We start from the raw sequence: 26,963 nt of genomic DNA, 5'->3' as shown, positions 1-26,963 counted from the left end.
CGTATTACATGGACTCAATTATTGAGGACGCTATCGAGGAAGCCGAGCAAGACCGAGGCGGCGAGGCTCCTCCGGGGGCAGAAAACGGTTCTAAAGGGAAGGGTATGAAAACATCCGGGACGATGACCGACGAGGAACTGCTCTCGGTCGTAGACGACCTCAAGACGGAGATTACGGTCGTTGGCTGTGGTGGTGCAGGGAGCAACACCGTGACGCGCATGGCAGAAGAGGGGATCCTCGGCGCGACGCTCGTCGCCGCGAACACCGACGCCCAACACCTCGTCAACAACACGAAAGCAGACACGAAGATTCTCATCGGCCGAAAACGCACCGGCGGCCGCGGGGCCGGGTCCGTCCCGAAGATCGGTGAGGAAGCCGCACAGGAAGACATCGAAGACATCAACGAATCCGTCACCGGCTCCGACATGGTGTTCATCACGGCCGGTCTCGGCGGTGGCACCGGCACCGGGTCTGCGCCCGTCGTCGCACAGGCCGCACAGGACGCAGGCGCGCTCACCATCGCAATCGTTACGATTCCGTTCACTGCAGAAGGTGAACGACGTCGCGCGAACGCGGACGCTGGCTTAGAACGCCTGCGCTCGGTCGCGGACACGGTCATCGTCATCCCGAACGACCGCCTGCTCGACTACGCGCCGAACATGCCGCTGCAGGACGCCTTCAAAATCTGTGACCGCGTCCTCATGCGCTCGGTGAAGGGCATGACCGAACTCATCACGCGCCCCGGCCTGGTCAACGTGGACTTTGCCGACGTTCGCACCATCATGGAGAACGGTGGCGTCGCCATGATTGGCCTCGGAGAGAGCGACACCGAGAGCAAGGCGAAAGACTCCGTCCGGTCTGCGCTCCGTTCGCCGCTGCTCGACGTCGAGTTCAAAGGCGCGAACTCCGCGCTCGTCAACGTCGTTGGTGGCCCGGACATGAGCATCGAAGAAGCCGAGGGCGTCGTCGAAGAAATCTACGACCGCATCGACCCAGACGCACGCATCATCTGGGGCGCAACGGTCAACGAGGACTACGAGGGCAAGATGGAGACGATGATTGTCGTCACCGGCGTCGAATCACCACAAATCTACGGTAAGAGCGAAGCAGAGCGCGAAAAAGCGGCCCAGCAGGTCGGCGACGACATCGACTTCGTCGAATAATCCTGACTGTTCAATTTTCCGAACAATCTAGCGAACCTCATATAGCGCGCAGGCTCACTAGACGTATGGACCACCCGTTGGCGGACATCGAGTTCCTCGCCCGCTCCACCAACCGGGTTGTGGTTCTCGACACACTCGCGACGCGGCCGTGCACCCGAGACGAACTCATAGACGCGACCGGTGCTTCCCGAGTGACACTCGGTCGGATTCTCACAGATCTCCAGACGCGTGGTTGGATTCGCAAAGACGGCAACGAGTATCGCGCAACCTCGATTGGCCGGTTGGTCGCAACCCAGTTCAACGAACTCATCGAGACGACGGAGACCGCAAACAAGCTCCACGACATCATCCAGTGGCTCCCCGCAGACGAATTCGATTTTCCGCTCACGTGTCTCCACGACGCAACCATCATCCGTCCCTCACAGAGCGACCCGCTCGCGCCGATTCGCTGGGCGGCAACCTACCTGCGACAAGCAGACGAGGTCGAAATGCTCACACACTCGGTCGCAGCCGAGAATCTCGAAGCCAACTGGCAGGCCGTCGCCAACGGCACCCAGCGATTGAGCGCCGTGCTCACCCGGGGAGTGGTCGAAACGATTCGTGAAGACGCCGTCCTCGCCACCCAAATGGCGGAGATGGTCGAAACGGGCAACGCCTCCATCCACGAATACGACGGGGAGGTCCCGTACGTCGTGATGGTCACCGACCACAAGACGTTGCTCGGGGTCGATGACGACCAGCGAATGCCACGGGCGCTCATCATCACCGAAGACGAACACGTCCGGGCGTGGGCGAGCGACACGATTGCCGAATATCGACGGGCTGCGACCCTTGTGACCCCTGAACTGTTCTCGGTTGAGGGGTGAGACTGTAAGCAATAAATAGAAAAAGGCGGGGAGGTAACACCTCGGCATGGAAGTTCCGTTTAAGCTCTCGTCATACACACGAGTGCTCAAGCTTGCGAGTACGCCATCGCGAGAGGAGTTCTCTCAGATTGCGAAGATTGCCGGAGCAGGCATCGTGTTAGTTGGGCTGCTCGGATTCGTCATCTTCGTAATCATGAGCTTCGTCCCGGGCGGTGCGTAAAATGCCGATTTACGCCGTCAAGACGACAGCCAGCCAAGAGCGCACCGTCGCAGACATGATTATCAACCGCGAGGAGGACGAGATTCACGCCGCACTCGCCCCTGACTCGCTCACGAGCTACGTGATGGTCGAAGCCGACAACGACGCCGTCATCAAGCGCGTTTTAGAGGAAATCCCCCACGCGCGCACTATCGTCCCCGGTGAGAGTTCGATCGGTGAAGTCGAACACTTCCTCTCGCCAAAGCCCGACGTCGAAGGGATTGCAGAGGGCGACATCGTCGAACTCATCGCTGGGCCGTTCAAAGGCGAGAAGGCGCAGGTTCAACGCATCGACGAAGGCAAAGACCAGGTGACGGTCGAACTCTACGAGGCGACCGTTCCGATTCCGGTCACCGTGCGCGGCGACCAGATTCGCGTGCTCGACTCAGAAGAGCGATAATCGCAGGTTTCTCGCGTTTTCCCAGGATACAGAGCCATGGCTCTCCCCACTAACGTAGTCGAAAACGCGTCGGCCTCAGACGGCGTGGCCAGCCTGTTCGATGCGTGCGAGCACTTCGTTTAAATCGACTTCCGATTCGATATCGTCGAGAACCTTCTCGCGGCGGCGTACGTCTGCGGCGTTCGCGCCGTAGGCGCGGACGTACTCTGCACGTGTGTGTTCCTCGAACGCGTGTTTGATGGCGAAATAGCCGTCCGGCATGACCGTGCCACACACCTGACATTCGTGGTGTGTGTGGTCGGTTGCTTGATGGACGGCCGCACTTTCTACGCTCTCGAACTGGTTACCACAGCCCTCGATGGCGCACTCCCAAGGTGACATCCGTACTGAATTGTTGCGGTGGGTGATATATACAATTTCCTCCGTGTTGCGCAAATCAGAATCACTTAATCCCTTGCGACGAAACCAACGGCCGTGAGTCGTGACGAGTTTCGTGTCGACATGCACGTCAAAATCCTCGATGAGAAGGTCGTAGCTAGAGCCAAAGCGCGTGGAATCGACGCGCTCGTCTACGCGCCCCACTTCACGCGTCTTTCGGCCATAAACGCGCGAGCGGCCGCCTTTTCAGACGACGACCTCCTCGTCATCCCCGGCCGCGAACTGTTCACCGGCGACTGGAAGACGCGAAAGCACATCCTCGCCCTCGGCCTGTCAGAACCCGTCCCAGATTTCATCACGCTCGACGGAGCGATGACCGAACTCGCCCGCCAGAACGCCGCGGTTCTCGTCCCACACCCGGAGTTTCTCACCGTCAGCATGGAGCAACCGGACATCGAACGCTTCGCAGACCGCATCCACGGCGTCGAAGCCTACAACCCGAAACACTGGCCCCACCAGAACCGACGGGCAGAAGAAATCATCCGCGAAACCGGACTGTCGGGGTTCACCTCGTCGTACGCCCACATGCGCGGCACCATCGGTGAGGCGTGGACGGCGTTCGACGAACGCTTCGAGACCACAGCTGACCTCGTCACCGCCCTCCGCGAGGGCGTTCCCCGCCGGGTGATGCATCGAACCGGTATCGGACACCGGCTGCGCTGTCTCGCTGAGTTCGCCCACCTCGGCTACGAGAACAGCTACGGGAAAATCGACCGCCTCTTTCTCTCCGGCACGGAGCCAACCCACCCAGACCACATCGCCTACGGCGGGCGGTTCGACGACATCAGCGTCTACTAAATCAAGCCGAGTGACTGGAAGGCAATCTGGGAGAGCGGTTCGCGGTAGATGATGACTGCTGCACCGATGAGTTCAACGGCCGTCACCGCGAGCATCACCGCATCCGCGTAGCGGCTGCTCACGGGCACGCCGACGGGCAGATTGTACTCCTTTTCGAACGGATAGAACAGCGCAATGCCGCGTTTCGACCCGAGGATGTCGAGGATGTAGTGCGTCAAAATACCAATCCAGACGTAGTGGAGGTTCCCGAAGTAGGTCGGCCACGCGGCGAACACGCCGAGGACGAGCAGATTGTGGAGCGTTTTTCGGTGGCGGCCAAAGTCCGTGTCAACGTCGGGGAAGAGCGCACCAAGCACGACGGGGACGCTCACTTCGGCAATCGTTCGGAGCGTCTCGATGTCGCCGCTCGGATGGAGGATATAGCCCAGTCCGATGCTCAACAACAGGGCGTTCAGCACGTGGCCTCGTTTGTTCATCGACAGCGAAGCGAACGCGACGCCACCCTACAAGGTTTTCCGTTTTTCTATCGCAGAGAGTAGGTCTGAGAGCGCTTGGTGGGCGATGTGTCGTTTGATGTCTGTGCGTGTTCCCTCGAACTGGTGGCGAGTAACGGTGGTTTCCGAGGTTCCGGTTCCCCACTCACCCGCAAAGGAGACGCCGATGAACACCGTTCCAACGGGTTTCTCGGGCGTGCCACCGTCCGGCCCCGCAATCCCAGTGGTCGCCACACCCCACGTCGTGTCGGCGGTGTCGCGGACGCCCCGTGCCATCTCACGGGCGACCTGGTCGCTCACCGCGCCGTGTTCGTCGAGTGACTCGCGGTTGACCGCAAGGAGCGCACGCTTCGCGTCGTAGGAATAGGTGACGACGCTCCGGTCGAAGTAGTCACTCGACCCGGGAGCGTCGGTGAGCAGCGAGCCAACGAGCCCACCGGTACAGGATTCGGCTACGGCAACGGTTTCTCCCTGTGCGCGCAGCGCATCGCCAACGCGCACCTCGATTGCGTCATCGGTCATGGCAGTGTAATGGGTCGCCGCGCGCAAGAAACCCACTCCCAACGAAAGAACAACCATGCCGGACTCCATGGATGGCATATGGACTACGAGACGCCGCTGTTCTTTCGCGTGATGCAGTACGCGGCGAACGCAGACCGAGACGTCATCGACATGGTGAGCGGGAATCCTGATTGGGGCTCGCCGCCTGCGCTGAGCCAGGGGTTGCACGACTACGCAGACCTCGGCGGTGACGAGTTCCAGTACCCGCCGAGCGAAGGGCTGTTCGAACTCCGCCAGGAGATTGCGGCGCGCAGAGATGTGTCTGTAGACCGCATCGTCGTCACGAACGGCGCGGGCGAGGCGAACTATCTCGCCATGGCGGGTGCGCTTGAGCGCGATGCCGGAGACGAAGTCATTCTGACTGACCCCGTCTACCCCTACTATCCGGGCAAGACGAAAATGCTCGGTGGGAGGCCGAAATACGTCCCTGCAGACGAAGACGGCACGCTCGACCCGGCGGCCGTGCGTGAAGCGGCATGTGAGGAGACGGCACTCATCGTGGTGAACACGCCGAACAACCCGACGGGGGCCGTCTACGACCGTGAGTCGATGGCCGAGTTCGTCGCCATCGCAGAGGAGTACGACGCCATCCTCGTGAGCGACGAGGTGTACGACGAGTTCGACTACTCGGGGACGTTCACGAGCGCGCTCTCGTTCGACTCAGACCACTACGTCGTCACCAACGCCTACTCGAAGTCGTTCGCCATCACGGGATTTCGCGTGGGCTACGCCATCTTCCCCGAGGAATTGGTCGCCGGAGCGAAAACCCGCCACATGCTCGTGAACGTCACTGGGCCGCGGCCCTCGCAGTACGCCGTGTTGCAGGCGCTTAGAGAGACGCCCGCGTCGTACCACGCAGAGACTCGTGAGCTGCTCGCTGAGCGCATCGAGACGTTCACCGACGCGCTGGACGAAGCCGGGGCTGCCTACAACCGACCTGCTGGTGGCTTCTACGTCATGGCGCGCTTCGACGGCTTCCCGGGGACGCTCGACAACGTCTTTCGCCTCATCGACGAGGCGGGCGTTGCGGGGATGCCCGGCGAAGCCTTCGGTGAGAGCAGAGGCGACTGGCTGCGCTTTGCGCTCGTGACGCCGCGCGCGACGGAGGCGGCCACCCGACTGGCCGACTACTTCTAGCGAAACCCTCTCGGGGTAGTCGGACTGCTGGTCACGGGTTTGCGTGACCACCCCACACCGGTCTGGCGGTGTGAATGCGTCCGCTCCGGGTTGGAGTCGGCTTCGTATCTAAACCCTCGGGGCGACCGAGAAGTACACAAACCCCCGCGAGTAACGGGCGACCATGAGTGAACTGACCGTCGAGCCGGTCGAATCAATCGACGACGCAGACGTTCCGGTCGGTGTTGACGCCCCGAAATACGTGTTGTACGGTGGCAAAGGCGGCGTCGGAAAGACGACGATGGCCGCGGCGACGGCCCTCGCGAGCGCCCGTGACGGCACCGCCACGCTCGTCGTTTCGACCGACCCGGCCCATTCGCTCTCGGACACGTTCGAGACGCAGATTTCTCCAGAGCCAGCCCGCATTCGGGATGACGTACCGCTCTACGGCGCGGAAATCGACCCCGATGCGGCGATGGAAGACGGCATGTTCGGCGCGGGTGGGAGCATGGACGGCATGGGCGGCCTCGGTGAACTGCTGCCTGGGGATGACGAGGATGAAAATCCGCTCATGGGCGGGACGATGCCCGGCGCAGACGAGGCGGCCGCAATGCGTCTCTTGCTCCAGTACATGGACGACGAGCGTTTCGAGCGCGTCGTCATCGACACCGCGCCGACGGGCCACACACTGCGCCTACTCGAACTCCCCGAGGTGCTCGACTCGATGGTCGGGCGTTTCATCAAACTCCGCCAGCGCTTCAGCGGGATGATGGAGGGACTCAAAGGGATGTTTGGCGATGGACAGAACCCGGAAGAAGGAATCGGCGACTTAGAGGAGTTCGCCGCCCGCATCGAACGTCTGCGTGCGACGCTGCGCGACCCCGCACAGACCGACTTCCGCATCGTCATGGTGCCAGAGGAGATGAGCGTCGTCGAATCCCAGCGCCTGCTCTCGCGGCTCACTGAGTTCAAAATCCCTGTTAGCACCGTCGTCGTGAATCAGGTGATGGAGAATCTGACGGACGTGACGGGCATCGAAACCGACTGGTTCGTCTCGCCAAACCTCGACTCGTGTGAGTTCTGCCAGCGCCGCTGGAAGGTCCAACAGAACGCGCTCACGAAGGCCCAAGACCTGTTCATGGGGCACACGGTAAAGCGCGTGCCGCTGTTCGCAGACGAAGTGCGCGGAGAACAGATGTTGCGGGTCGTCGCCGCCTGCCTCGATTAGAGGAATCGGCGCGCCTGTCGGTAGGCGAAGTCAATCCAATTTGCAGGAATGAATCGGGCGTACTCGCCGTATTTGGCCGGTTTGCCGACCTGATAGCGGGGGTGTGGATTCGGCGAGAACGCGGCTTCGATGATGTCTTCTGCGACGCGCTCGGGGGTGACCGCACCAATGCTTCCGCCACCGAGCAGCGACGTGTCGTCGAACAGTTTGTAGAACGTTGCGTAGGCTTCAGTCCGGTCGAGTTCATTGAGTTCCTCGCCCACGCGGTCTGAGAACTTCGTTTCGACCGGACCGGGTTCGACGAGCACCACGTCGATACCGAACTCCTCGACTTCGACGCGGAGGGCGTCTGACATTGCTTCGAGCGCGAACTTAGAGCCGCTGTAGACGCCAGTTCCGGGCATGGAGATGCGCCCGAGCACCGAAGAGACGTTGATGATTTTCCCCTCGCCTTCCTCGCGCATGTGCGGGAGGACTGCGCGAATCAGGCGATGTGGACCGAACACGTTCACGTCGAACTGCTGTTGGGCCTCTGCGGGTGTTATGTCCTCGACGGGCCCGAGTTTGCCGTAGCCAGCGTTGTTCACGAGACAGTCGATGCGGCCGTGTTCCTCGATGATTCGTTCGACAACGCGCGCTACGTCCTCGCCTTTGGTCACGTCCAACTCGGCGGTATGCGCGCCGGCGTCTGCGAGGGATTCGATGTCGGCGGTGTCGCGGGCGGTCGCGTACACTTCCCACTCCGTATCGAGAAATTCTTGGGCGGTTGCACGGCCGATGCCGGACGAGCAACCAGTGATGAGGGCGGTTTTCGTCATTGTTTGACCCTCTTTCTGTGGACAGTTAACTGTCAGTGGTTCGCTTCACTTCTGCCGCGTAGGTGTCGGCAAGCCGCGTGGGTTCTGGCAGTTTGTACTTGGTCGATGTGGCTTCCACGAGGGTTGCGGCGGTTGCGGCGCTCACCCGGTGGCCCGGACTCACGTAGAGTGGGTTGATTTGTTTCGAGTTCGGGTACTGGCGCGTTTGGACGGCGTAGCCAATTATCTCCCCGGCGGGTGCGTCCACGGAATCGTCGGCTTCGATGGGGACGCGCGTGCCTGCCTCGCGGCCGGAAACAGAGCCTTTTGGGTTCCCACAGAGCAGGCTCTTTGCCACGCCAATCGACGGAATGTCGAGCATGACGCCGATGTGCGTGGCGATGCCCGCCTGCCTGAAGTGGATGCGCCCGCTGCCGTCGAACATGACGAGGTCGGGCGTTGTTTCGAGGGTTTCGAACGCATCGAGAATCGGCCCGCCCTCGCGGAAGGCGAGGAGGCCGGGAATGTACGGAATTGAAATCGGTGAGATAGCGGACGTACGCTCTACGACCTCGCCACCTCGCATGACGACGATGGCGCTCACAGCGGTTTCGTCGTCGAGAAACGCTTGGTCAACGCCCGCGATGAGCGCGGTTTCGGGGTCGATTTCGACAGTATCTTCAAACACAGCGACTTCTGCGAGTTCGCGTTGAAGTTGCTCCATCTCGGCACGCGAGAGCGCCGGGTCAGGCGCGAACTCCGGATGTTTCACGGTCAGAATGGGCCGCGTCTCCGTCCGGGGCCGCCGCGGCCACCGCCGCCGAACTGGAGTTGTTCGGGGGCGCGCTCACCGCGCTGTTTCAGCAGGTAGCCGTAGATGAGGCCGATGCCAAGTCCGGAGAGGTGAGCGAGTTGGGCAACACCGCCTGCGCCGATGCCGAAGGAAGCGGAGACGAGCACCGAGTACCCGGCGAACAGCGCCGTCGCGGCCCACAGTGGCATCGGGATGATGAAGTACAGATAGATGCGCAGGTTGGGGTTGAGCACCGTTAAGACGCCCATGAGCGCGGCGATTGCGCCGCTCGCGCCCACCACGCCGCCGGTCGCCGCAGACGCGGTCAGAATCGCCGCGCCGATTTGGGAGAGGCCAGCAATCATCCCTGCGCCAAGGAACAATGCGCTGAACTTGAGCGACCCGACCCGGCGTTCGACAATCGGGCCGAAGAAGTACAGCACGATGCTGTTGATTGCGATGTGGGTGAAGCCGCCGTGGGAGAAGATAGACGTGACCCACGTCCAGACGTACTCTGGATGTTGCGGAGTTAAGACGAACACCGCTCGCCACAGCGGAGAGTTCTGGGGCGCAACGAACAACGGGAAGACAGCGATTTCGATGATGAACCAGACCCACATCAGCCCGAGGAAGACGAAGGTCATGTTGTTGCGGAAGTAGCCGAGGAACCCGCCGGTTCCGGTGTTCACATTCACGCGGTTGAATACGGCTTGCGAACGGCCGCCTTCGTTCCGGACGCTGTCGTCGAAATCACTCGCGAAGATGCCCTGCGGGTCGTTCCAGTTTTCCAGCCCGGGGCAGTGGTGATTCTCGGGTAGTCGGTGGTCAGAACAGTAGGTTCCACCGCAGTGTCGGCAGTTGTAGGGTAGATTCTCGTGTCTGCCACACTGGTCACACGTCGCCATTGGCTTCGATACGAACCCGAGCATAAAAAGGGGTTGGGGTAAGCCCCGGCGCTCACAGGGGCGCGGGGCTGTAGATTTTTGCCCGTCCACCCTGTAGTCTGGGTGTGAAAGAGTTCGAGCGAAAACAGCGCCTTGAACGCATCGAACGCGAAGGCGCGACGGTGGGTGCGGACATTCCAGACCGCATCGTGGTACAGGGAGAGCCGCTCGACCTGCGGTCGTTCGTCTTCGAAATCAAACGCCTCGACACGGTTCCGCCGGGAAAACAGGACGAGGTTGACGAGGCGAAAAAGAATCTCAGACGCGAGCGAAACGAGCGCCGAGACCGCCTCGAAGAGGGCGACATCTCGGTCGAGGAAGCAGACGACCTCGTGTCCGCGATTATTGGCATCGACCGGGCGCTGAACGCGCTCCAACAGCTCGGCCCGGCGAACTTAGAACAGCAGATATCGGCCCAACAAGCCGCAGACCAGAAACGCTGGATGAACTTCCTGAAACAGGCGCTTGGCAAGCAGAAAAGTCAGGGACGCAGTCGATGAGCCGCAACCACGAAGTCGCCGCCCTGTTCGAGGAGTTCGCAGACTTACTCGACGCGAAAGGCGTCGAGTACAAGCCTCGCTCGTACCGGCGGGCGGCAGAGAACATCCGCGAACACCATCGCGACATCGAAGTGCTCGCGGCAGACGGCCAAGACGCAGTCGAGGAAATTTCGGGCGTCGGTGACGCCATCTCCTCGAAGGTCGTCGAATACTTCGAAACCGGTGAAATTTCTGAGTTAGTCGAACTCAGACAAGAACTGCCAGTCAACATGGCCGAACTCACCGCCGTCGAAGGCGTCGGCCCGAAAAGCGTGGGAAAGCTCTACGAAGCGCTCGGCATCACGACGCTCGATGAACTCGAGGAGGCCGCAAAAGCCGGAAAGATTCAGGAGATTTCCGGGTTCGGCGCGAAAACAGAGGAAAACATCCTCGAAAACATTCCGTTCGCCCGCGAATCGCAGAGCCGTGAACTGCTCGGAGAGGCGCGCCCACTCGCGGAGTCCATTCTCGCCTACTTCGAGGACGTTTCGGAAGCCGAGAAGTGGGAGGTTGCGGGGTCGCTACGCCGGTGGAAAGCCACTATTGGCGACATCGACATCCTCGCCGCGAGCGACGAGCCGCAAGCGGTCATCGAGGCGTTCACCGACTGGGCCGACGTAGACGACGTCATCGAAGCGGGCACGAAAAAGGCAGCCGTGCGCTCTGGTGGCCTCAGAATCGACCTCCGGGTCGTCGATGTCGCAGACTTCGGCGCGGCGCTCCAGTACTTCACCGGGAGCAAAGCCCACAACGTCCACCTCCGGAACATCGCCATTGACCAAAATCTGAAGATGAACGAGTACGGCGTCTTCGACGTTTCAGTGGTTGACGACCCGGACGCGGGCCAGCGCGTTGGTGAGCGCGTCGCGGGCGAGACAGAGGAGAGCATGTACGACGCCCTCTCGGTGCCGTGGATGCCGCCCGAACTCCGCGAAGACCGCGGCGAAATCGAAGTCGCACTCGACGGTGACCTGCCAACGCTCATCGACGAGGACGACATTCGCGGCGACCTCCACCTCCACACCGAGTGGTCTGACGGCAACAACACCATCGAAGAGATGGTCGAGGGCGCGGCCGCGTTCGGCCACGACTATCTCTGCATCTCAGACCACGCGACAGGGCCGGGAATGGTCGGCGGCGTTGGTTTGGAGGATGACGAACTACTCGACCAACTCTCAGAGATTCGCGCCGTCGCAGAAGACGCGTCCATCGAGGTGTTCGCGGGCGTCGAAGCCAACATCGACGACGAGGGCGGCATCTCGATTGGCGAGGAAGTCGCAGCGGCACTCGACATCGTCGTCGCGTCGCCCCACAGCAACTTAGACGGCGATGCGACGGATCGGCTCGTCACGGCCGTCTCGAACCCTCACGTAACCATCCTCGGCCACCCAACCGGCCGCCTGCTCAATCAGCGTCCGGGTCTCGAATTTGATATCGAGACGGTCGCCAAAGCGGCTGCAGCACACGACACGGCGCTCGAAATCAACGCCAACCCCCACCGTCTCGATCTCTCAGGGAGCATGGTTCAACAGGCGCTCAAACACGGCGCGACCATCTCCATCAACACCGACGCCCACCGACCCGAAAACTACGAACTCATCCGCTACGGCGTCCACACCGCTCGGCGTGGCTGGGCGGAAGCAGACGACGTGCTCAACGCGTGCTCGGCCGACGACGTGCGCGACTTCTTCGGCTGATGACTGCGCGCCCACGTCTCTTGCTCGACGTAATGCTCGGGCGGCTTGCGAGCTATCTGCGGATGTGTGGTTACGATACCGTCTACGCGCTCGACCGGGGTGTCGAAGCGGACGACACACTTCGTACGATTGCAGCGCAAGAGGGGCGAATGCTAGTGACCCGAGACGTATCACTGGCAGCGCAGGTACCAGAGAGCATCCTCCTACGCGAACGCGAGGTGACAGACCAACTCCGCGAACTGCAGACAGCTGGACTCGCGCTCGAACTCGAAGCGCCCACCTATTGTGGACGGTGTAACGGTGCGTTGGCCGAGTCGTCACCGGAAACGCCACCTGAGTACGTTCCCGATGGCGTGAGCACGCTCTGGCAGTGCGTCGACTGCGGACAGTACTTTTGGAAAGGAAGTCATTGGGAGCGCGTCGGAAAAACGCTTCAGTCGCTTTAGTGGTCTAAATTGTAGTGCCACTGCGCACACGGCTCCATATCATCCATGACCTCGTCGTGTGCGCCACAGTAGGGTTTGCGGCCCTGTGGCGTCTGGACGTACTCGAAGTGCGAGCAGTTGCCACAGTACCGGTCTGCCGGGCGTGGCGGCGTTGGCTGGTCTAAGAGTTCTGCGCCGTCGTCGGTCGGCACGTCCCGTACCGTCTGCGTGTCTGCCCCGCCGTCGCTGATGTGGCGCGCGTGGCGTGAGGTCTGGCGGGCGTTTTGCACCGCCGTTTGGGTTTCGACTTCGCCATCCGGTTGGACACCGAGCAGGCCAATTCCGCCAAGGCCGCCCGAGAGCGCCGGGCCATCGACGGCCACGATACGCGTTTTCCCTTCCTTGGTGACTTCGAGTTTGACCGTCCCCCCGGGTTTGTTGCGGACTTTGAAGTTCGCAACCCCAGCGAACAGACACCAGAACGTGGTCATCGTTCCGAAGAAATAGATTGCGACTACGGGGAGGGTGAGGTCGACGGGGTCGCGAAACCACATTGTCGGGAAGGCGTACCAGAACAGCGCGACACCGGAGAGCGCGATGCTTGCGCCGCCTGCCGCGAGCAGTCGCGTTCTTCGACCTGCTGGAAGCACGCTGAAGATGCCGACGAACACCGCGGGAAGGCCCACACCAGCGAGCACGCCCGCGATTTCTCGTGACTGCCAAAGCGCGTTACCGACGACGTTTGTCGTCGCAATGACGATGCCGAGGACGACGAGTATCGCCCCAACCGCGAACAGACTCAAGCCGAGGTACAGCCGTTGGAGGCTCGCTTCTGTGCCGATATTCCCCTCGTACACCTCCGTCAGGCTGGTCATGCGGGAATCTACACTGGCCTTCCACAAAACAGTACGTCAGACACCACTCCGAATTCTGTCACAATGGGCGCAAAGCGCGGGCGAGACTCCTCATAACTGGAAAACGCGCCGAGTCGAAAGGTCTAATCACGGGGCGGGCAAACGTCGTCTCATGGCAGACGAAGCGGAAGAAGAAGCCGCGCCCGCAGTCGAGCTTGGCGAGGGCGAGTCCGTCGAGGGCATTCCACTCGCACGAGTCGCCTCCCGACTGACGTGGGGCATGGAGCACAGTGAACTCAAACGCCGCGAGGGAGACACCGCCATCCGAACGCCGGATGGCCCACAGGCACTCGGTGACGTCCTCGATAACATCGACACGCCGTACTTCGAAACGCGTCAAGAGTTCGTAGATGACGTGCGAACGGCCATCGGCACTGGCCCGGTTCCAACTGAATAAGGTGTCCATAGAGGCGTTGCGTCAGCGACTCCCCTCGCTGTCCTGGGTGCAAGTTGCCCTTCTCTGGGGAGCCATCCTCACCATTATCTGGATGGAGTGGGAGATAACCGGCCTCGAACAGCGTGTCTTCCACGACACGGTCGTGTACATCCTTGGCCCCGCTATTCTCGCGGTGTTCTACGGTCGGCACCTCGGTTGGCGCGTCGACCGCCTCGCGGTCAAAAACACCGTCCTCCTCGCGCTGTTCGTGCTGCCGTTTTACATCGTCGGCTCCTCGCTCCCCTCGGTCAGGGCCTACTACCCGATGTGGGAAACGGGCGCGGCGCTCAATCAGTACCTCCCCCACGCACTCAAGCAGTTCGTGGTCGTGGTCGCCGCGGAGACCTACTTCAGAGGCTTGCTGTGCGTCGGCATCCGCGAAATCGGCTTCAAGAGCGTGTTCGTCAGCCCGATAATCTACACCTTCCAGCACTTAGGCAAGCCCCCCATCGAAATCATCCTTTCCGGACCAACGGACGTGCTGTTCGGGGCAGTTGATTACAAGAGCGATTCCATTCTCCCCTCGATTGTCGCCCACGGTGCGGGCCTCGCACTGCTCGATTGGCTCGTGCTCCACGAGCCGCTGTTGCCGCCCGAGCAAGTGCTCGCGTGGCTGCGCTGGCTTCCGCTTCCCCTCTAGCGGGAAGTCTTTTTGCCGACCCACCCGTTCCCCCGGCTATGAGCCTGCCGTTTGACCCCGCAGACCTCGATGCAGAAGACATCGGCGAGGAAACCGCCATCCTCCACATGGAACACGAAGCCGCCATCGAGCGCGTCCGTGAGGCGTTTACGGACGCTGGCTTCGGCGTCGCCACCGAGTTCTCGCCCTCTGCGCTGTTGAACGAGAAGGTCGATGCAGGCCGCGACCCGTACTACGTGCTCGGTGCGTGCAACCCGAAGATGGCCGACTGGGCGCTCTCTGCGAGTGGGAACAAGATTGGCGCGCTGTTCCCGTGCAACGTCGTCATCTGGGAAGAAGAGCCGGGCGTCCAGCAAGTGTATCACATCAGCATCATGCGCGCAGCGCGCCTGCTCGGGATGGCTCCGGACAACGAAGAGTGGGACGAACTCGTTGGCGAAACCGGGAAGCTCGTCGAGAAAGCGTTCGCGAACCTCGACAGCGAATAATCAGGAGAAGTCGGTAAGGTTCGCCTGAATCCCCGACACCATCGACGATTTTCTGCGCAGGTCGTTGAGCGAGACTGGCAAGAGCGGCGCGACCTGCCGGACGGCGTCGTGGAACGTCTCTGCCTCACCGTGGTCGCCGTCGAAGGCGTTGCGCACGCTCTCTCTGACCTGCCAGACGCCCACTGGCCCCCAGTAGTCGTCTGAGACGTGCCGGAGGACGAGGCATTTTGCCTGTCGGCCGATGGACTCTAAGTATTCGAGGACGCCGAGTCGGGAGGCGTAGTAGGCTCCCGACGTCTCATCGACGTAGGCGGTGCGGCCTTCGTAGCCCTCCGAATCCGCACCCATCCAGAGTGCGCCGCCGGGGTCGGGGTTCCAGATGCTCCCCGGCGCTTTCATCTCGACCAACTCGTACTCCCAGGTACCCGGCGCGAGGACGACCCAGAACTGGTTGCCCATATACTCGTTCGTCCAGACCTGCACCGTGTCGATGCTCGGCGCGTTACGGATGCGCCCTCTGAGATACTGGCCGAGCGTGTCGTCAACCGCCGTGATCGACCAGCGCGTCGGGACGAGCTTTCGGCTCTCTGTTTGGCCGAGTGCGCCCGCAGAGAGAATTTTGTTGATGTCGTACACGTCGAAGCCCCGCCGGTAGAGGTAGGTCATCGCGCCCTGTGCCTGCCAGTCGTCGTCTTCGAGCGTCTTCTGCACCGGACGCGGAATGTAGGGGTTCTCTGCGAGGTCGGCCGAGCGCGCGCGAGCACGGGGACCAGTCGGCGTCGAAATCTCGTCGACGTTCGGCTGGAAGTCGAGCGCAGAGGCGTTGTCGAGGCCAATCTCTACGTCCACGGGTCGGCCCGCGATGGCGACCTCTCGCTGGACGCCGACGAAGCCGTCCCACACGTCGTTTACGTCCACGGCTGCAGAGCGCGTCGAGTTGAGCAGGCCGGTGCGACGCTGGAACACGTCGTCGATGCTCAAGCCTTGACGATACCACTCGCCGCTCGTCGCAAAATCCGCGGCGTTCGAATCGGGGTCCATCGGTGAGAGGAGGCCCGTCGAGACGCGCGGGTAGTTAGACCGGCCGACGAAGATGGAGGGTGCGGTGCTCCCGAACAGCGAATCTCCTTGGAGGACGTTCTGGAAGGACTGCTTCGCGGTGTCCATGTAGTCGAGAATTTCGTAGGACTTCTCGGCCGCGAGACGCCGTCGCTCTGCGTCCGGGTCGCGTTCGAGTCCGTCGATAAATTCGTCGAGCCGCATTCACCGATAGCGAGGGGTGGAACGGCCTTGAATGTTCGTTCGTGGCGAGCAGGCGACACGCGACCACCCACGAGACGACGTGTCGCGCAGTCGCGGCCCGTCTCGTGGCTCACACAGCGGAGATGCCACTGGCTGGTCACGGTTTCGGTGATAAAAGTACGGATGTGGGCTTAGTTGTGAATGCCCATCGCTTCGATCTGTTCTTGATAGCGGTTCCGGATGGTGACCTCGGTGACCTGCGCGACATCTGCGACTTCGCGCTGGGTCTTCTTCTCGTTGCAGAGCAGTGAGGCCGCGTAGATAGCAGCAGCCGCGTAGCCGGTTGGTGATTTCCCAGAGAGGAGGCCTTTCTCGGCCGTCGTCTCGATGATCTCGTTGGCTTTCGACTGGACTTCTTCGGAGAGGTTGAGTTCAGAACAGAATCGAGGGACGTACTTTTTGGGGTCTACCGGTCGCATTTCGAGACCAAGTTCCTGTGAGATGTAGCGGTAGGTACGTCCAATCTCTTTGCGTTCGACACGCGAGACTTCAGAGATCTCCTCTAAGCTACGCGGGATGCCTTCTTTGCGGCAGGCGGCGTAGAGTGCAGAGGTGGCGACGCCCTCGATGGAGCGCCCCCGGATGAGGTCTTCTTTGAGTGCGCGTCGGTAGATAACACTCGCAACTTCGCGGACAGACCGTGGCACACCGAGCGCGGAGGCCATGCGGTCGATTTCAGAAAGTGCGAACTGCAGATTGCGCTCGCCTGCGTCCTTCGTACGAATGCGCTCCTGCCATTTGCGGAGCCGGTGCATCTGACTGCGTTTCTTTGAGGAAATAGAGCGACCGTAGGCGTCTTTGTCCTTCCAGTCAATCGTAGTGGTAAGGCCCTTGTCGTGCATCGTCTGCGTCGTCGGTGCACCCACACGCGACTTCTGCTGACGTTCCTGGTGGTTAAATGCTCGCCACTCCGGGCCTGGGTCGATGTTCTCCTCCTCGACGACTAAACCACAGTCGTCACAAACAATCTCCCCCCGGTCTGTACTTTTGACAAGATTATCAGACTCACATTCTGGACAAGTGCGAACCCCCTCTCGCTCCTCCCCCGTTGATTCCTCCTCGAGCGTGCGCTCCCGTGTTCGGGTGGACCGTGTCATCGCATTTTTATAGTAGTAACACCGACGTACTTAAACCCTTGGTATGAGTTTTGTGGTTCGTCAGAGGACAAGTATTGGATCTGACATTGAGAAATCGCATGACAGCGGCCGCGTTAGACAGTCAGGACGGGGCGACAAACCGGAAATCGTATATTAGAGTATCAGTGACTTCACGTTCAGATGCCAGTCATTGAGTGCGACGTCGCCGAGGCACGAAACCGCCTGGAAGCAGCGGGAATTTCCGTGCAACCAGGCAACACAGACCACGAGCAGTGGCGCGCTTCCTACGAAGGGGCGACCGCCGTGGCTTACGCCGAGAAGGTCGTCGTACAGGGCAAAAACACCGCGCAACTGACTGGCTTGCTCTCGGGCAACGGCGGGCGCGCGCACCTCTATTTCGACGGCGCGAGTCGCGGCAACCCCGGCCCGGCATCGGTTGGCTGGGTCATCGTCACCGGTGACGGCATCGTCGCCGAAGGGTCAGAGCGCATCGGGAATACGACGAACAATCGCGCCGAGTACGAAGCGCTCATCAAAGTCCTCGAAGTGGCGAGAGACTACGGGTTCGACGAGGTACAGATTCGTGGCGACTCCCAACTCGTCGTCAAACAGGTGCGCGGCGAGTGGAACGCGAACGACCCGGGCATGCGCGAACGGCGCGTGAAGGTACACGAGCTGCTCTCCGCGTTCGACGACTGGTCGCTCTCGCACGTTCCGCGAGAGATAAACGAGCGCGCTGATAACCTCGCAAATGAGGCTCTCGACAATGCCTGAAGTCCCTGACGACGTAATCACAGAGGCAGAGCGACTGACCAGACTCGCGTTGAACGCAATCGACGACGGCGAGGCCGACGCCTACCGCGACCGGCGAGACACGCTCGTCGCGGAGTACGACTTCGTCGCCCGGGTACGTGAAGAGGGTGTGCGCCACACACTCGTGCTCTATCCCGCCGAGTGGGTCGAAGACGGCGAAGTACAGTTCGACCGCATCCACGATACCACTCGCGCAGTCGAGCGCGTTATCGACGGTCCCGGCGTCGAAAACGAGTGGGAGAACGTCGAAGCCCACAACCAGGCGCTCGTCGGTCAGGTCGAAGCCGAGTTCGGTGACGACCACGCCGCGAACGCCCGGATATTCGCGGATTTCATGGGCAACCACTACGTTCGGCCGATGGACTCTGCGACGAGAGACGAAGTCGAAGAGTTCCTCTCAGAGTATTACCAGCGCAATGCCTGGCCAACGGAGTCACAAAAAACGATTGTGCAGGCGAGTTTGTCGCGAGTGTTCGAACTCGCAGGCAAACCGTCGCCGCTATAACTGCGCGTTAATGATGTCGCGGACCGTGTCAGCGCGGTCGTCTTCGTTCACGAACTTTGCGAGAATCCACTCAAGCTTGTCCACGACGGCACCTTCGCCATCGCTCGTAAGCGCGTACTGATTGGTGCGCTTGTCGAGTTCGCTCTTTTCGACGAGTCCCATCTCTACGAGGTCGTCGAGGTTTGGATACAGCCGTCCGTGATTCACTTCCGAGCCGTAGTACGACTCAAGTTCTCGCTTGATTGCGAGCCCGTACATCGGTTGCTCGCTCAAAATGACGAGAATGTTCTGTTGGAACGCCGTCAGGTTCCGAACCATGCCCAGTTCGTCCGATACTGCTTGTGCCTCTGACATGCTTGAGGATATGTCATCAATCCATTTAACACTTCTCAACCAACCAGCGGTTTTCGGGTACAATTGCGGATTTTGTTGCCGAGGGAACCCGCCTGTCAGTTCGCGCATGTATGTACCACCGTTCGAGAATATTCAGGCCAAAGGCAGGCCGAAAGGACTTTTGGGACGCCTGCCAGAGACGCAGGTGCATGGCGAATCTCTGGGAAGATCTGCAGACAGGGCCGAACTCGCCCGAAGTGATCAACGTCGTCGTCGAATGCCTGAAAGGTGAACGCAACAAGTACGAGTACGACAAGGACATCCCCGGCGTCGTCCTCGACCGCGTGCTTCACTCGAACGTCCACTATCCGAGCGACTACGGGTTCATCCCCCGCTCGTACTACGACGACGAAGACCCATTCGACGCGCTCGTCCTCGTAGAGGACGCGACGTTCCCCGGGTGTATCATCGAAGCGCGTCCCGTCGCCCTCATGAAGATGGACGACGACGGCGAGCAAGACGACAAGGTCATCGCGGTGCCAAACGAAGACCCGCGCTTCGACCACATCGAAGACTTAGAAGACATTCCGAACCAGCTGCGCGAGGAGATTGACGAGTTCTTCTCGACCTACAAGAACTTAGAAAAGGGCAAGGAAGTCACGACCCAAGGCTGGGAGGACAAGCAGGCGGCGTACGACGCCATCGAACACGCCCGCGACCTCTACGAACAGCACTTCGGATAATCGCTTTTCGGGGGCTTTCACCGCCCACCACTTCATCGCACCGCGCCGTGAGCCGACGGGCTGGTTCCCGCAACGTTGCTCGCGCGAACAGACACCTCCGTCAGCAGAGAGAAATGACCCCTCGATTGCCGCCATCACTGAGTCCCCCCGAGTTTCGCGGTCGAAACGAAACTTCATGTGCCCCACGGCGGAAAGGGTGTGTATGGGTCTGTTCGACCGGCTACGTGGCGACGATACCCCTCGCGTCGCTTTCTTCGGTATCGACGGGGTGCCGTACAGCCTACTCTCAGAACACGAGGATGAATTTCCGAATCTCGCCGCGCTCGCGGCCGACGGTGCAGCCGGTGCGATAGACAGCATCGTCCCACCCGAATCGAGCGCGTGTTGGCCATCGCTCACGACGGGGAAGAACCCCGGCGAGACCGGTGTGTACGGCTTCCAAGACCGCGAAGTGGGGTCCTACGACACGTACGTTCCGATGGGTCGTGACGTGCAAGCAGAGCGCCTCTGGGACCGCGTGACCTCCGAAGGACGAAACGCGACGGTGATGAACGTCCCCGTCACGTTCCCCCCGCAGCGCAACGTCCAGCGCATGGTCTCTGGGTTCCTCTCACCGGGTCTCGATAAGGCAACCTATCCAGAAGACCTCGAAGGGCCGCTCTCGGAGATGGGCTATCGTATCGACGTAAACGCCAAACTCGGCCACGACGACGACAAAACCGCGTTTATCGAAGACGCCCACAAGACGCTCGACGGGCGCTTTAACGCGTTCAAACACTTCGTCGAGAAGGACGACTGGGACCTGTTTTTCGGCGTGTTCATGACGACCGACCGGGTCAACCACTTCCTGTTCAAAGACTACGAACACGACGGCGAGTACAAAGAGGAGTTCATCGAGTTCTACCGAAAGGTCGACCGCTACCTCGGCGAACTGCGAGACGCCCTCGCAGACGACGTGACGATGGTCGTCGCAAGCGACCACGGCTTCACGACGCTCAACTACGAAGTCCACTGTAACGCCTGGCTCCACGAGCAGGGCTGGCTCGACTACGAGTCAGACGACCACTCCGGTCTCGGCGACATTTCTGGAGACAGCAAGGCCTACTCGCTCATCCCCGGCCGTTTCTACATCAACTTAGAAGGCCGCGAACCGCGTGGAAGCGTCCCGAAAGAGGAGTACGAAGCCGTCCGCGAGGAGCTGAAGACGAAGCTCGAAGAACTCGAAGGCCCCGACGGCAAGAAGGTGGCTGAGCGCGTCGTCAAAAAGGAAGAAGCGTTCCGCGGTAACCACGAGGACATCGCGCCCGACCTCGTCGTGATTCCGAACCACGGCTACGACCTCAAATCCGGCTTCAAGCCACACGGCGACGTGTTCGACGTGGGGCCACGGAACGGGATGCACAGCTTCGACAACGCCTCGCTCTATATCGACGACGAAAACGCGACCATCCGCGATGCGGACTTATTCGACATCACACCAACCATCCTCGACCTGATGGATATCGAGTTCGCCCGCGACGCCTACGACGGCGCGAGCCTGCTCTAAAAGAGGTCGTCTAACTCGTCGTTTTTGAACGCGGCCGCCGGGTCGGCCCGCTTTTGTGGGCGCGACTCGTGGGCCGTTTTCGCGCGTTCCATGAACTCGGCCAGCCGCGGCGAGCGTTCGACACCGCTCACGAGAACGAGCGCGGCGATTCGGTCGCTCTCAAGCGGGAAGTCGCCTCCGCGCACCTGCATGCTTCCCGTTTCGTCTTCGAGCCAGCGGCGCGCTTTCTCGACGCCTTTGCGCGAGAGGCGGTCTGGTTTCCCGGCAATCACGAGCAGCGCCGCCTCTGCCTCGACGGCGTTCGGGAGACTCGACCCCGTGAGCAGCGCATTGCGTGCAACGCTCGTGATGACGGTCAAATTCTCGCTCGCGTCCGGACTGGCTTCCGCGCTCGCGTAGCCAAGTGCCGCAATGCCGCCGCCACGAAGCGTGTTGATGACCTCGCTCGAATCCACGACGCTCTCGCCGACGCCTTCCGTGGCCTCACCCGCCGCGAGCAGGAGGCCCACGCGCTGGGCGATGTTCTCGTTGATTTTCGAGAAGCCTTCCTCGACACTCTCACCCGTTGCGTGCCACGCGTCGTTGTCGATGAGCAACACGGCATCTGCCTCGCGGGCGACTGTCTTGAGCGAGCGACCAGCGTTCGCCTGATAGAGTGAGCCTTCGCTGCGACCGGGGAGCACGCCGAGAACGTAGACTGGGATATCGTAGATGCGTTTCAGATGGCGGGCCAACACCGGCGCGCCGCCACTGCCTGTCCCGCCGCCAAGTCCGGCGACGATGAACAGCGCCTCTGCCTCTGAGGTGATGCGTCCGTCAAGAGCGTCCATCACTTCTGGGGCGTCTTCGTCCATGATTTTCGCGCCCATCTCGTTGTCGCCGCCCACACCGTGGCCCTTCACTCGCTCTTGGCCGATAAGAATCGTGTCGAGCGTAAGCGATTGGAGGTCTGCGCGCGCCGAGTTGACCGCGAGTGCGCCTTGGATGGCGTTGAACCCCATCTTGGCATCGAACTCGGCCATTCGCTGTGTGAGTTTCCCCCCAGCCTGACCAACCCCGATGAGAACAGCTTTCATACCTACTGGTCAATGTCGAAACTATTCAACGTTGTCCCGAGCATTCAAACCGGATGGGGGAACCAGCGTGAGCCATGACCGAGATAGACGCTCTCGAAGAGCGACTTAGCGCCGTTGAGCGCACACTGACGGACACAGACCAGCCCGTTTCCGACCTCGAACATGTCGCGGCACTCACCCAACGAATCGACGCCGTCACAGACCGACTTGACACTATCGACGAGCGCCTCGACCGACTCGACGCCGCGGTACAGGCGGTTCGCGGCTACGTTGGTCAACAGAAGGCGGTGAATGACGACGTCGAACAGCGCGCAGACGCCGCGCTCGCCGCAGTTGACAGACTGGAACGAACCCTCGATTCGACCCAGCCCGAGCCCGAACCGCGCCAGTCGCTCGACTCGTTCGAGCCAGCAGAGGACACCGGCGAGGAGGCCACTGGACTGCTCGAACGGTTCAGAGCGCGGTGATACTCCGCGTCGTGCTCGCGACGCTGTTGGCGACTGCGCTCGTCGCTGTGAGCCTGCCCGCAATCGAGCGTGCGAGCGTCGAATCGACCGAGACGCAACTGCGCGCGACGATGAGCCAGTTTCAGACGGCCATCGAAACGCTTCCAGAACGAACGGACCCAGTCTCGCCGGAGCGTGCGCTCACCCACCAGACACTCACGCTCAGGCTCCCCGAGCGAGCGTGGACACGCGCCCGAGTGTCCTCCGTCCGCATCGCACCAACCCCAACCGGGGGCGTCCTGCGTTGGCAGGTTTCGGCTGGTGCAGTGCACACCGTGTTCATCGAGGGTGTGCCGCTGAAAACGCCCGCCCAGCCGGACGGCATTCAACTCACTGAACCCGGCACACACCGCCTCGCGCTCACGCTCGAAACCCACGATGGAACACCCGCTGTCGCAGTTCGTCGGCTGCCCTGAGATTTATCAGCAATCAAGGGACGACTCCGGGCCATGCACAAGTGGTTTCGTCGGCTGACGCGCTCTGACTCACCGGCCTGTCGGTGTGAATGCTCGTTTTCAAGCGCGCAGTTGTCCGTCGAATCGACTGCGTGCCCGGGACGCGGTGAACTCGCTGAGGACCCGGCCTGTCGGGCAACCGTCATCGAGGCGCTCGAAACGCGCGACGTTTCGCAAATCAAAACGCAGTGTGACGGGCGGACGCGAACCTATCGCGAGAGGGCTGCGGCGGCGCTCGTCGCTGCCGGACGGTTCGCCTCACAAATTCGCGTTCACGACGAGTTGCTCGCAGAACGCACCCGGACAGACCCGCTTCGCTCCGCCCACGACGCAGCGGGACGGGCAGACCCGGTCGCGCGAATCGCCGCAGAAACCGGCTTGCTCGAAGTGTGCCAGCACGTCGATTCGTACGACGAACTCCTGTGCCCGGTAGTTGGCCTCTCGCTCGCCCACTCGCGGGTGACGGCGCGCCCGCCGCCTGACGCGCGCCTCTGCGCGACGAAAACACTCGACACGGGCGCGACGGTGCGTCGCTACGTACAGCCCGCCACAGAACTCGACACCTACCACGTCGAACCTATCGAGTACACTCTCAGCCCAGCGCTGCTCGCACAGCTCGATGCGGCCATCGACACGCTCGCAAGCGGGTCGGTGGGCGACGGCCCGCGCGCTCCACGCCGGGCGGTGCAAGCCGTCGTTTCCGACCCCATCACCAGTGACACACTCGCGCCGATACTGCGAAAGCACACCCACGGCTACGGCGTGCTCGAAGACCTGTTCGCAGACCCCCACGTGTCTGACGTGTTTGCCACTGCACCCGTCTCGGAGAACACGCTCAGAGTTCAGGTTGACGGCGACATCTGTGAGACGAACGTCTCGCTCTCGCAGGAAGGCGCAGCGGCGCTTGCGTCGCGTTTGCGTCGTGAAAGCGGGCGTACCTTCTCGCGGGCGAGTCCGACCCTCGATACGGTTGCAGAGACGAAAGATCTGGAGCTTCGGGTCGCAGGCGTCACCGAACCCGTGAGCGATGGCACAGGCTTCGTCTTCAGAGCCCACGGCAGGGAACCGTGGACGCTCGCGGCGCTCGTCGCAAACGGCACGCTCAGTGCGGACGTGGCCGCACTCCTGTCAGTCGCTGTCGAACGCGGCGTAACCGGTCTCATCGCCGGGAGCCGCGGTGCTGGGAAGACGGCGCTGATCGGCGCACTGCTCTGGGAACTCCCAGCCGCGACGCGAACAGTCCTCATCGAAGACACCCCCGAATTGCCCGTCTCCGCGCTGCAAGCGGCGGGCCGCGACGTGCAAGCACTCCACGTCTCGACCACCGAGAACGCCACGACACTCGGGCCAACCGATGCGCTCAGAACCGCGCTTCGACTCGGTGACGGCGCGCTCGTCATCGGAGAGGTGCGCGGGGAAGAAGCCGCTGCGCTCTACGAAGCGATGCGCGTCGGTGCCGGAGTGAACACCGTCCTCGGAACCATCCACGGAGACGGTGGGGCGGCGGTCAAAGAACGCGTCGTCACCGACCTGAACGTCCCCGAAACGTCCTTCGCGGCAACCGACCTCGTCGTCACGCTCCGCCCCGCCGATGGCCCCGAGGGACGAACCCGGCGCGTCGTCCGCATCGAGGAAGTGGTCGAACGAGACGGAGCCGCGACGTTCGCTCCGCTGTACGACCACGGTGTCTCGAAACTCGAAGCCACGGGACGCATCGACCGAGGAGGAAGTCGGCTCGTGGAGGCACTCACAACCCCGACAGAGTCGTATGCCGATGTGCGTGCCCACGTCGAGGCACGCGAACACTGGTTCGAGCAACTCGTGGCGAACGGACAGACAACGCCGGAGGAGGTCGTAGCGGCCCACGCGCGCCGCCGGGTGGAGTCGTGAGTTGGCTCACGCAGTTGGCCACGCTCTGGCCGTGGTCGGTGTCAGTCAGTGACGACCTTCACCGTGCGATGGCCTTCCTCGCGTGGGACGTCAGTGCGGAAACGGTCGTGAAAGGTGGCTACGTCGCAGCAGTGGGCTCCTTTTCCGTGACTGCGCTACTTGTGGCGGTTCTCGCGTCACGTGGCCGCCAGCAGTTAGCGGGATTTCTCGGTGCAGTCGTCATCGCGTTGCTGGTCGCAGATGCCATCCATCGACTTCCCTTCCTGCTCGCAACGGCCAGACGAACGGCTGCACTCGGTGAGACGCCCGGACTGGTGAGTCGGGCGGTGTTGCGAATGCGACTCGACCCGACCGCAGAATCAGCGGCGGCATTCGCCGCGGAGACGAGCACTGGTCCACTCGGTGCTAGTTTGGCTGCCCACGTCCGGATGGCACGCGGAACCGGCCGAAGCGGCTTCGAGACGTTTGCCACCGAATGGGACGAATGGTATCCCTCGCTCAGACGCTCGCTTTCGCTCGTCGGTGCGGCAGCCCAGGCTCCGCCGGGAGAGCGTGGCCGAACGCTCGACAGGGCACTCGATGCGGTGCTGTCGGGGACGCGCGAGCGAACCGAATCGTTCGTCGAGCAGATTCGCGGCCCGACGACGGCGCTGTACGCGTTTGGTGTGTTGCTCCCGCTCGCACTCGTGGCGGTGTTGCCCGCGGCGAGTGCGGCTGGGTTGCCGGTCACGACACCCGTGTTCGTCGTCCTCTACGACCTACTGTTGCCTACTGGATTGCTTGCGGCGAGCGCGTGGTTGCTCGTCCGGCGACCAATGGTGTTCTCACCGGGACAGATTTCGGCCACCCATCCGGCGCTCCCAGCGTGGCGACGATGGGCACCGGTATTGGGCAGTGCTGGTGGCTTGGTCGCCTATGCGGCGACGACGCGTTTCGGAGCGTCGTGGGGCGCGCCGCTCGTCGCGGTTGGCGGAGGGGTGGGCGTCACGCTCATCGCGTGGTTCCACCCGGTGACGAAGGTTCAGACGCGCGTTCGCGCAGTCGAAGACGGGCTCGCTGATGCACTGTATCTCGTCGGCCAACGCGTCCAGACCGGGACGGCTGTGGACGCCGCACTTGTGAGCGTTGGGGAGGAACTCGGCGGGGCGACCGGCGAGGTGTTCGCGGATGCAGCGCGCACCCAGCGGGTGTTGAAAACCGACCTCAAGCGCGCCTTTACCGGGCCACACGGGGCGCTTTCTTCACTCCCGAGTCCACGGGTCGAAAGCGCTAGCACGCTCCTCGCGCTTGCGGCGACCGAAGGACGACCGGCTGGTCACGCAATCGTGTCGATGGCAGACCATTTAGACGACCTGAACCACGTTGAGACACACGCCAGACGGAACCTGCGGCGAGTGGCGGACACGCTTCGACAAACCGGCCTCGTCTTCGCGCCGCTCGTTGGCGGAACGACCGTCGCGCTCGCGACGAGCCTGTCTGGGACGGACGCACAACTGGCGAGTCAGGCGCTCGCGTTCGACACGCTTGGCACTGCTATCGGCGTCTACGTCCTCCTGCTCGCCGTACTTCTCACCACGCTCAGCGTCGGCCTCGAAGCCGGGTTGAATCGGGCGCACGTCGGCTATCACGTCGGTATCGCGCTCGTGGTCGCACCAACCGTGTTTCTTGCAACGGTCGAAGTGACCGCCCACCTCACGTAAG

The 26,963-nt window shown here is 61.9% G+C and carries 32 protein-coding genes; 21 read left to right on the top strand and 11 right to left on the bottom strand.

Annotated features, from left to right (window positions below):
* Positions 1 to 8 precede the first annotated feature (8 nt).
* From ftsZ to V5N12_RS06580, 4 genes are all read left to right on the top strand, one after another.
* Complete coding sequence (ftsZ, locus tag V5N12_RS06595) at positions 9 to 1,163, top strand: cell division protein FtsZ (RefSeq protein ID WP_332898358.1); 1,155 nt, start codon at positions 9 to 11, stop codon at positions 1,161 to 1,163.
* Positions 1,164 to 1,228: 65 nt separating this feature from the next.
* A complete protein-coding gene (locus tag V5N12_RS06590) occupies positions 1,229 to 2,029 on the top strand; it encodes a helix-turn-helix transcriptional regulator (protein ID WP_332898357.1) in 801 nt (266 codons plus the stop codon).
* Positions 2,030 to 2,075: 46 nt separating this feature from the next.
* Positions 2,076 to 2,249, top strand: coding sequence for a protein translocase SEC61 complex subunit gamma (locus V5N12_RS06585; protein ID WP_332898356.1), 174 nt, complete (start codon positions 2,076 to 2,078; stop codon positions 2,247 to 2,249).
* 1 nt (position 2,250) lies between these two features.
* Entirely contained in the window at positions 2,251 to 2,688 is a 438-nt protein-coding gene (locus V5N12_RS06580) for a transcription elongation factor Spt5 (protein ID WP_332898355.1), read from the top strand.
* Positions 2,689 to 2,763: 75 nt separating this feature from the next.
* Here V5N12_RS06580 and V5N12_RS06575 read toward each other — a convergent pair whose 3' ends face one another.
* Positions 2,764 to 3,069, bottom strand: coding sequence for a DUF7565 family protein (locus V5N12_RS06575; RefSeq protein ID WP_332898354.1), 306 nt, complete (start codon positions 3,067 to 3,069; stop codon positions 2,764 to 2,766).
* Positions 3,070 to 3,189: 120 nt separating this feature from the next.
* Between V5N12_RS06575 and V5N12_RS06570 the strand changes: the two genes are divergently transcribed.
* Positions 3,190 to 3,924 (top strand): PHP-associated domain-containing protein, encoded by a 735-nt coding sequence (locus V5N12_RS06570; protein ID WP_332900080.1) that lies wholly within the window; start codon positions 3,190 to 3,192, stop codon positions 3,922 to 3,924.
* On the opposite strand, the gene V5N12_RS06565 is transcribed toward V5N12_RS06570, so the two are convergent.
* Both V5N12_RS06565 and V5N12_RS06560 read right to left on the bottom strand, forming a co-directional pair.
* On the bottom strand, positions 3,921 to 4,400 hold the full coding sequence (locus tag V5N12_RS06565) for a metal-dependent hydrolase (protein WP_332898353.1): 480 nt from the start codon (positions 4,398 to 4,400) through the stop codon (positions 3,921 to 3,923). The genes V5N12_RS06570 and V5N12_RS06565 overlap by 4 nt on opposite strands.
* A 27-nt stretch (positions 4,401 to 4,427) precedes the next feature.
* On the bottom strand, positions 4,428 to 4,940 hold the full coding sequence (locus V5N12_RS06560; RefSeq protein WP_332898352.1) for a CinA family protein: 513 nt from the start codon (positions 4,938 to 4,940) through the stop codon (positions 4,428 to 4,430).
* A 78-nt stretch (positions 4,941 to 5,018) separates the two neighbouring features.
* Between V5N12_RS06560 and V5N12_RS06555 the strand changes: the two genes are divergently transcribed.
* Complete coding sequence (locus tag V5N12_RS06555) at positions 5,019 to 6,116, top strand: pyridoxal phosphate-dependent aminotransferase (protein ID WP_332900079.1); 1,098 nt, start codon at positions 5,019 to 5,021, stop codon at positions 6,114 to 6,116.
* A gap of 163 nt (positions 6,117 to 6,279) precedes the next feature.
* Positions 6,280 to 7,323: an ArsA family ATPase gene (locus V5N12_RS06550; RefSeq protein WP_332898351.1), complete on the top strand. Its 1,044-nt coding sequence runs from the start codon at positions 6,280 to 6,282 to the stop codon at positions 7,321 to 7,323.
* On the opposite strand, the gene V5N12_RS06545 is transcribed toward V5N12_RS06550, so the two are convergent.
* Genes V5N12_RS06545 through V5N12_RS06535 form a run of 3 tightly spaced genes read right to left on the bottom strand, consistent with a single transcriptional unit; the run spans position 7,320 to position 9,818 of the window.
* Positions 7,320 to 8,141: an SDR family oxidoreductase gene (locus V5N12_RS06545; RefSeq protein WP_332898350.1), complete on the bottom strand. Its 822-nt coding sequence runs from the start codon at positions 8,139 to 8,141 to the stop codon at positions 7,320 to 7,322. The two genes, V5N12_RS06550 and V5N12_RS06545, sit on opposite strands and share 4 nt — an antisense overlap.
* 25 nt (positions 8,142 to 8,166) lie before the next feature.
* Positions 8,167 to 8,898: an endonuclease V gene (locus V5N12_RS06540; protein WP_332900078.1), complete on the bottom strand. Its 732-nt coding sequence runs from the start codon at positions 8,896 to 8,898 to the stop codon at positions 8,167 to 8,169.
* Positions 8,895 to 9,818, bottom strand: coding sequence for a rhomboid family intramembrane serine protease (locus V5N12_RS06535; RefSeq protein WP_332898349.1), 924 nt, complete (start codon positions 9,816 to 9,818; stop codon positions 8,895 to 8,897). The genes V5N12_RS06540 and V5N12_RS06535 overlap by 4 nt, the downstream gene beginning before the upstream one ends.
* Before the next feature lie 104 nt (positions 9,819 to 9,922).
* On the opposite strand from V5N12_RS06535, the gene V5N12_RS06530 reads away from it, so the two are divergent.
* Genes V5N12_RS06530 through V5N12_RS06520 form a run of 3 tightly spaced genes read left to right on the top strand, consistent with a single transcriptional unit; the run spans position 9,923 to position 12,539 of the window.
* Positions 9,923 to 10,357: a DUF5788 family protein gene (locus V5N12_RS06530; protein WP_332898348.1), complete on the top strand. Its 435-nt coding sequence runs from the start codon at positions 9,923 to 9,925 to the stop codon at positions 10,355 to 10,357.
* The gene (polX, locus tag V5N12_RS06525) at positions 10,354 to 12,093 is read left to right on the top strand and encodes a DNA polymerase/3'-5' exonuclease PolX (protein ID WP_332898347.1); all 1,740 of its coding nucleotides are present in this window, start codon (positions 10,354 to 10,356) and stop codon (positions 12,091 to 12,093) included. Before V5N12_RS06530 ends, polX begins: the two co-directional genes overlap by 4 nt.
* Complete coding sequence (locus tag V5N12_RS06520; protein WP_332898346.1) at positions 12,093 to 12,539, top strand: Mut7-C RNAse domain-containing protein; 447 nt, start codon at positions 12,093 to 12,095, stop codon at positions 12,537 to 12,539. The genes polX and V5N12_RS06520 overlap by 1 nt, the downstream gene beginning before the upstream one ends.
* Here V5N12_RS06520 and V5N12_RS06515 read toward each other — a convergent pair.
* Complete coding sequence (locus V5N12_RS06515; protein WP_332898345.1) at positions 12,536 to 13,393, bottom strand: DUF7139 domain-containing protein; 858 nt, start codon at positions 13,391 to 13,393, stop codon at positions 12,536 to 12,538. The genes V5N12_RS06520 and V5N12_RS06515 overlap by 4 nt on opposite strands.
* A gap of 151 nt (positions 13,394 to 13,544) precedes the next feature.
* Between V5N12_RS06515 and V5N12_RS06510 the strand changes: the two genes are divergently transcribed.
* The 3 genes from V5N12_RS06510 to V5N12_RS06500 all read left to right on the top strand — a co-directional run bounded on the left by V5N12_RS06510 (position 13,545) and on the right by V5N12_RS06500 (position 14,996).
* Positions 13,545 to 13,829 carry a DUF5789 family protein gene (locus V5N12_RS06510; RefSeq protein ID WP_332898344.1) on the top strand — a complete coding sequence of 95 codons (285 nt, stop codon included), beginning with the start codon at positions 13,545 to 13,547 and terminating at the stop codon, positions 13,827 to 13,829.
* A 91-nt stretch (positions 13,830 to 13,920) separates the two neighbouring features.
* Positions 13,921 to 14,508, top strand: a complete 588-nt coding sequence (locus V5N12_RS06505; RefSeq protein ID WP_442904959.1) for a CPBP family intramembrane glutamic endopeptidase — start codon at positions 13,921 to 13,923, stop codon at positions 14,506 to 14,508.
* A 38-nt stretch (positions 14,509 to 14,546) separates the two neighbouring features.
* On the top strand, positions 14,547 to 14,996 hold the full coding sequence (locus tag V5N12_RS06500; protein ID WP_332898342.1) for a DUF302 domain-containing protein: 450 nt from the start codon (positions 14,547 to 14,549) through the stop codon (positions 14,994 to 14,996).
* Here the strand turns inward: V5N12_RS06500 and nreA are convergent, their stop codons facing one another.
* Positions 14,997 to 16,259 carry a DNA repair protein NreA gene (gene nreA / locus V5N12_RS06495; protein ID WP_332898341.1) on the bottom strand — a complete coding sequence of 421 codons (1,263 nt, stop codon included), beginning with the start codon at positions 16,257 to 16,259 and terminating at the stop codon, positions 14,997 to 14,999. It lies immediately after the preceding gene.
* 170 nt (positions 16,260 to 16,429) lie between these two features.
* Positions 16,430 to 17,395, bottom strand: coding sequence for a transcription initiation factor IIB (locus V5N12_RS06490; RefSeq protein ID WP_332898340.1), 966 nt, complete (start codon positions 17,393 to 17,395; stop codon positions 16,430 to 16,432).
* 180 nt (positions 17,396 to 17,575) lie between these two features.
* Here V5N12_RS06490 and rnhA point away from each other — a divergent pair, with 180 nt between their 5' ends.
* Both rnhA and V5N12_RS06480 read left to right on the top strand, forming a co-directional pair.
* On the top strand, positions 17,576 to 18,169 hold the full coding sequence (gene rnhA / locus V5N12_RS06485) for a ribonuclease HI (RefSeq protein WP_332898339.1): 594 nt from the start codon (positions 17,576 to 17,578) through the stop codon (positions 18,167 to 18,169).
* On the top strand, positions 18,162 to 18,713 hold the full coding sequence (locus V5N12_RS06480) for a DUF7108 family protein (protein WP_332898338.1): 552 nt from the start codon (positions 18,162 to 18,164) through the stop codon (positions 18,711 to 18,713). Before rnhA ends, V5N12_RS06480 begins: the two co-directional genes overlap by 8 nt.
* On the opposite strand, the gene V5N12_RS06475 is transcribed toward V5N12_RS06480, so the two are convergent.
* The gene (locus V5N12_RS06475; RefSeq protein WP_332898337.1) at positions 18,708 to 19,067 is read right to left on the bottom strand and encodes a PadR family transcriptional regulator; all 360 of its coding nucleotides are present in this window, start codon (positions 19,065 to 19,067) and stop codon (positions 18,708 to 18,710) included. The two genes, V5N12_RS06480 and V5N12_RS06475, sit on opposite strands and share 6 nt — an antisense overlap.
* Before the next feature lie 188 nt (positions 19,068 to 19,255).
* On the opposite strand from V5N12_RS06475, the gene V5N12_RS06470 reads away from it, so the two are divergent.
* The gene (locus tag V5N12_RS06470; RefSeq protein WP_332898336.1) at positions 19,256 to 19,789 is read left to right on the top strand and encodes an inorganic diphosphatase; all 534 of its coding nucleotides are present in this window, start codon (positions 19,256 to 19,258) and stop codon (positions 19,787 to 19,789) included.
* 202 nt (positions 19,790 to 19,991) lie between these two features.
* Positions 19,992 to 21,335: an alkaline phosphatase family protein gene (locus V5N12_RS06465; protein WP_332898335.1), complete on the top strand. Its 1,344-nt coding sequence runs from the start codon at positions 19,992 to 19,994 to the stop codon at positions 21,333 to 21,335.
* On the opposite strand, the gene V5N12_RS06460 is transcribed toward V5N12_RS06465, so the two are convergent.
* Positions 21,332 to 22,411 carry a tubulin/FtsZ family protein gene (locus V5N12_RS06460; protein WP_332898334.1) on the bottom strand — a complete coding sequence of 360 codons (1,080 nt, stop codon included), beginning with the start codon at positions 22,409 to 22,411 and terminating at the stop codon, positions 21,332 to 21,334. The genes V5N12_RS06465 and V5N12_RS06460 overlap by 4 nt on opposite strands.
* 74 nt (positions 22,412 to 22,485) lie before the next feature.
* Between V5N12_RS06460 and V5N12_RS06455 the strand changes: the two genes are divergently transcribed.
* From V5N12_RS06455 to V5N12_RS06440, 4 genes are read left to right on the top strand one after another with little or no spacing between them, the layout of a single operon-like run.
* Entirely contained in the window at positions 22,486 to 22,878 is a 393-nt protein-coding gene (locus V5N12_RS06455) for a DUF7310 family coiled-coil domain-containing protein (protein WP_332898333.1), read from the top strand.
* Complete coding sequence (locus V5N12_RS06450; protein ID WP_332898332.1) at positions 22,875 to 23,333, top strand: DUF7311 family protein; 459 nt, start codon at positions 22,875 to 22,877, stop codon at positions 23,331 to 23,333. The genes V5N12_RS06455 and V5N12_RS06450 overlap by 4 nt, the downstream gene beginning before the upstream one ends.
* A gap of 33 nt (positions 23,334 to 23,366) precedes the next feature.
* The gene (locus V5N12_RS06445; RefSeq protein ID WP_332898331.1) at positions 23,367 to 25,262 is read left to right on the top strand and encodes an ATPase, T2SS/T4P/T4SS family; all 1,896 of its coding nucleotides are present in this window, start codon (positions 23,367 to 23,369) and stop codon (positions 25,260 to 25,262) included.
* Positions 25,259 to 26,962, top strand: a complete 1,704-nt coding sequence (locus V5N12_RS06440) for a type II secretion system protein (RefSeq protein ID WP_332898330.1) — start codon at positions 25,259 to 25,261, stop codon at positions 26,960 to 26,962. Before V5N12_RS06445 ends, V5N12_RS06440 begins: the two co-directional genes overlap by 4 nt.
* The last annotated feature ends 1 nt before the right edge of the window (position 26,963 follow it).

It is taken from the genome of Haladaptatus sp. CMSO5, from assembly GCF_036689885.1.
Classification (GTDB): Archaea; Halobacteriota; Halobacteria; order Halobacteriales; family Halococcaceae; genus QDMS2.
The sequence above is the reverse complement of the archived record's forward strand: the minus strand, read 5'-3'. Positions and strand labels throughout refer to the sequence as shown.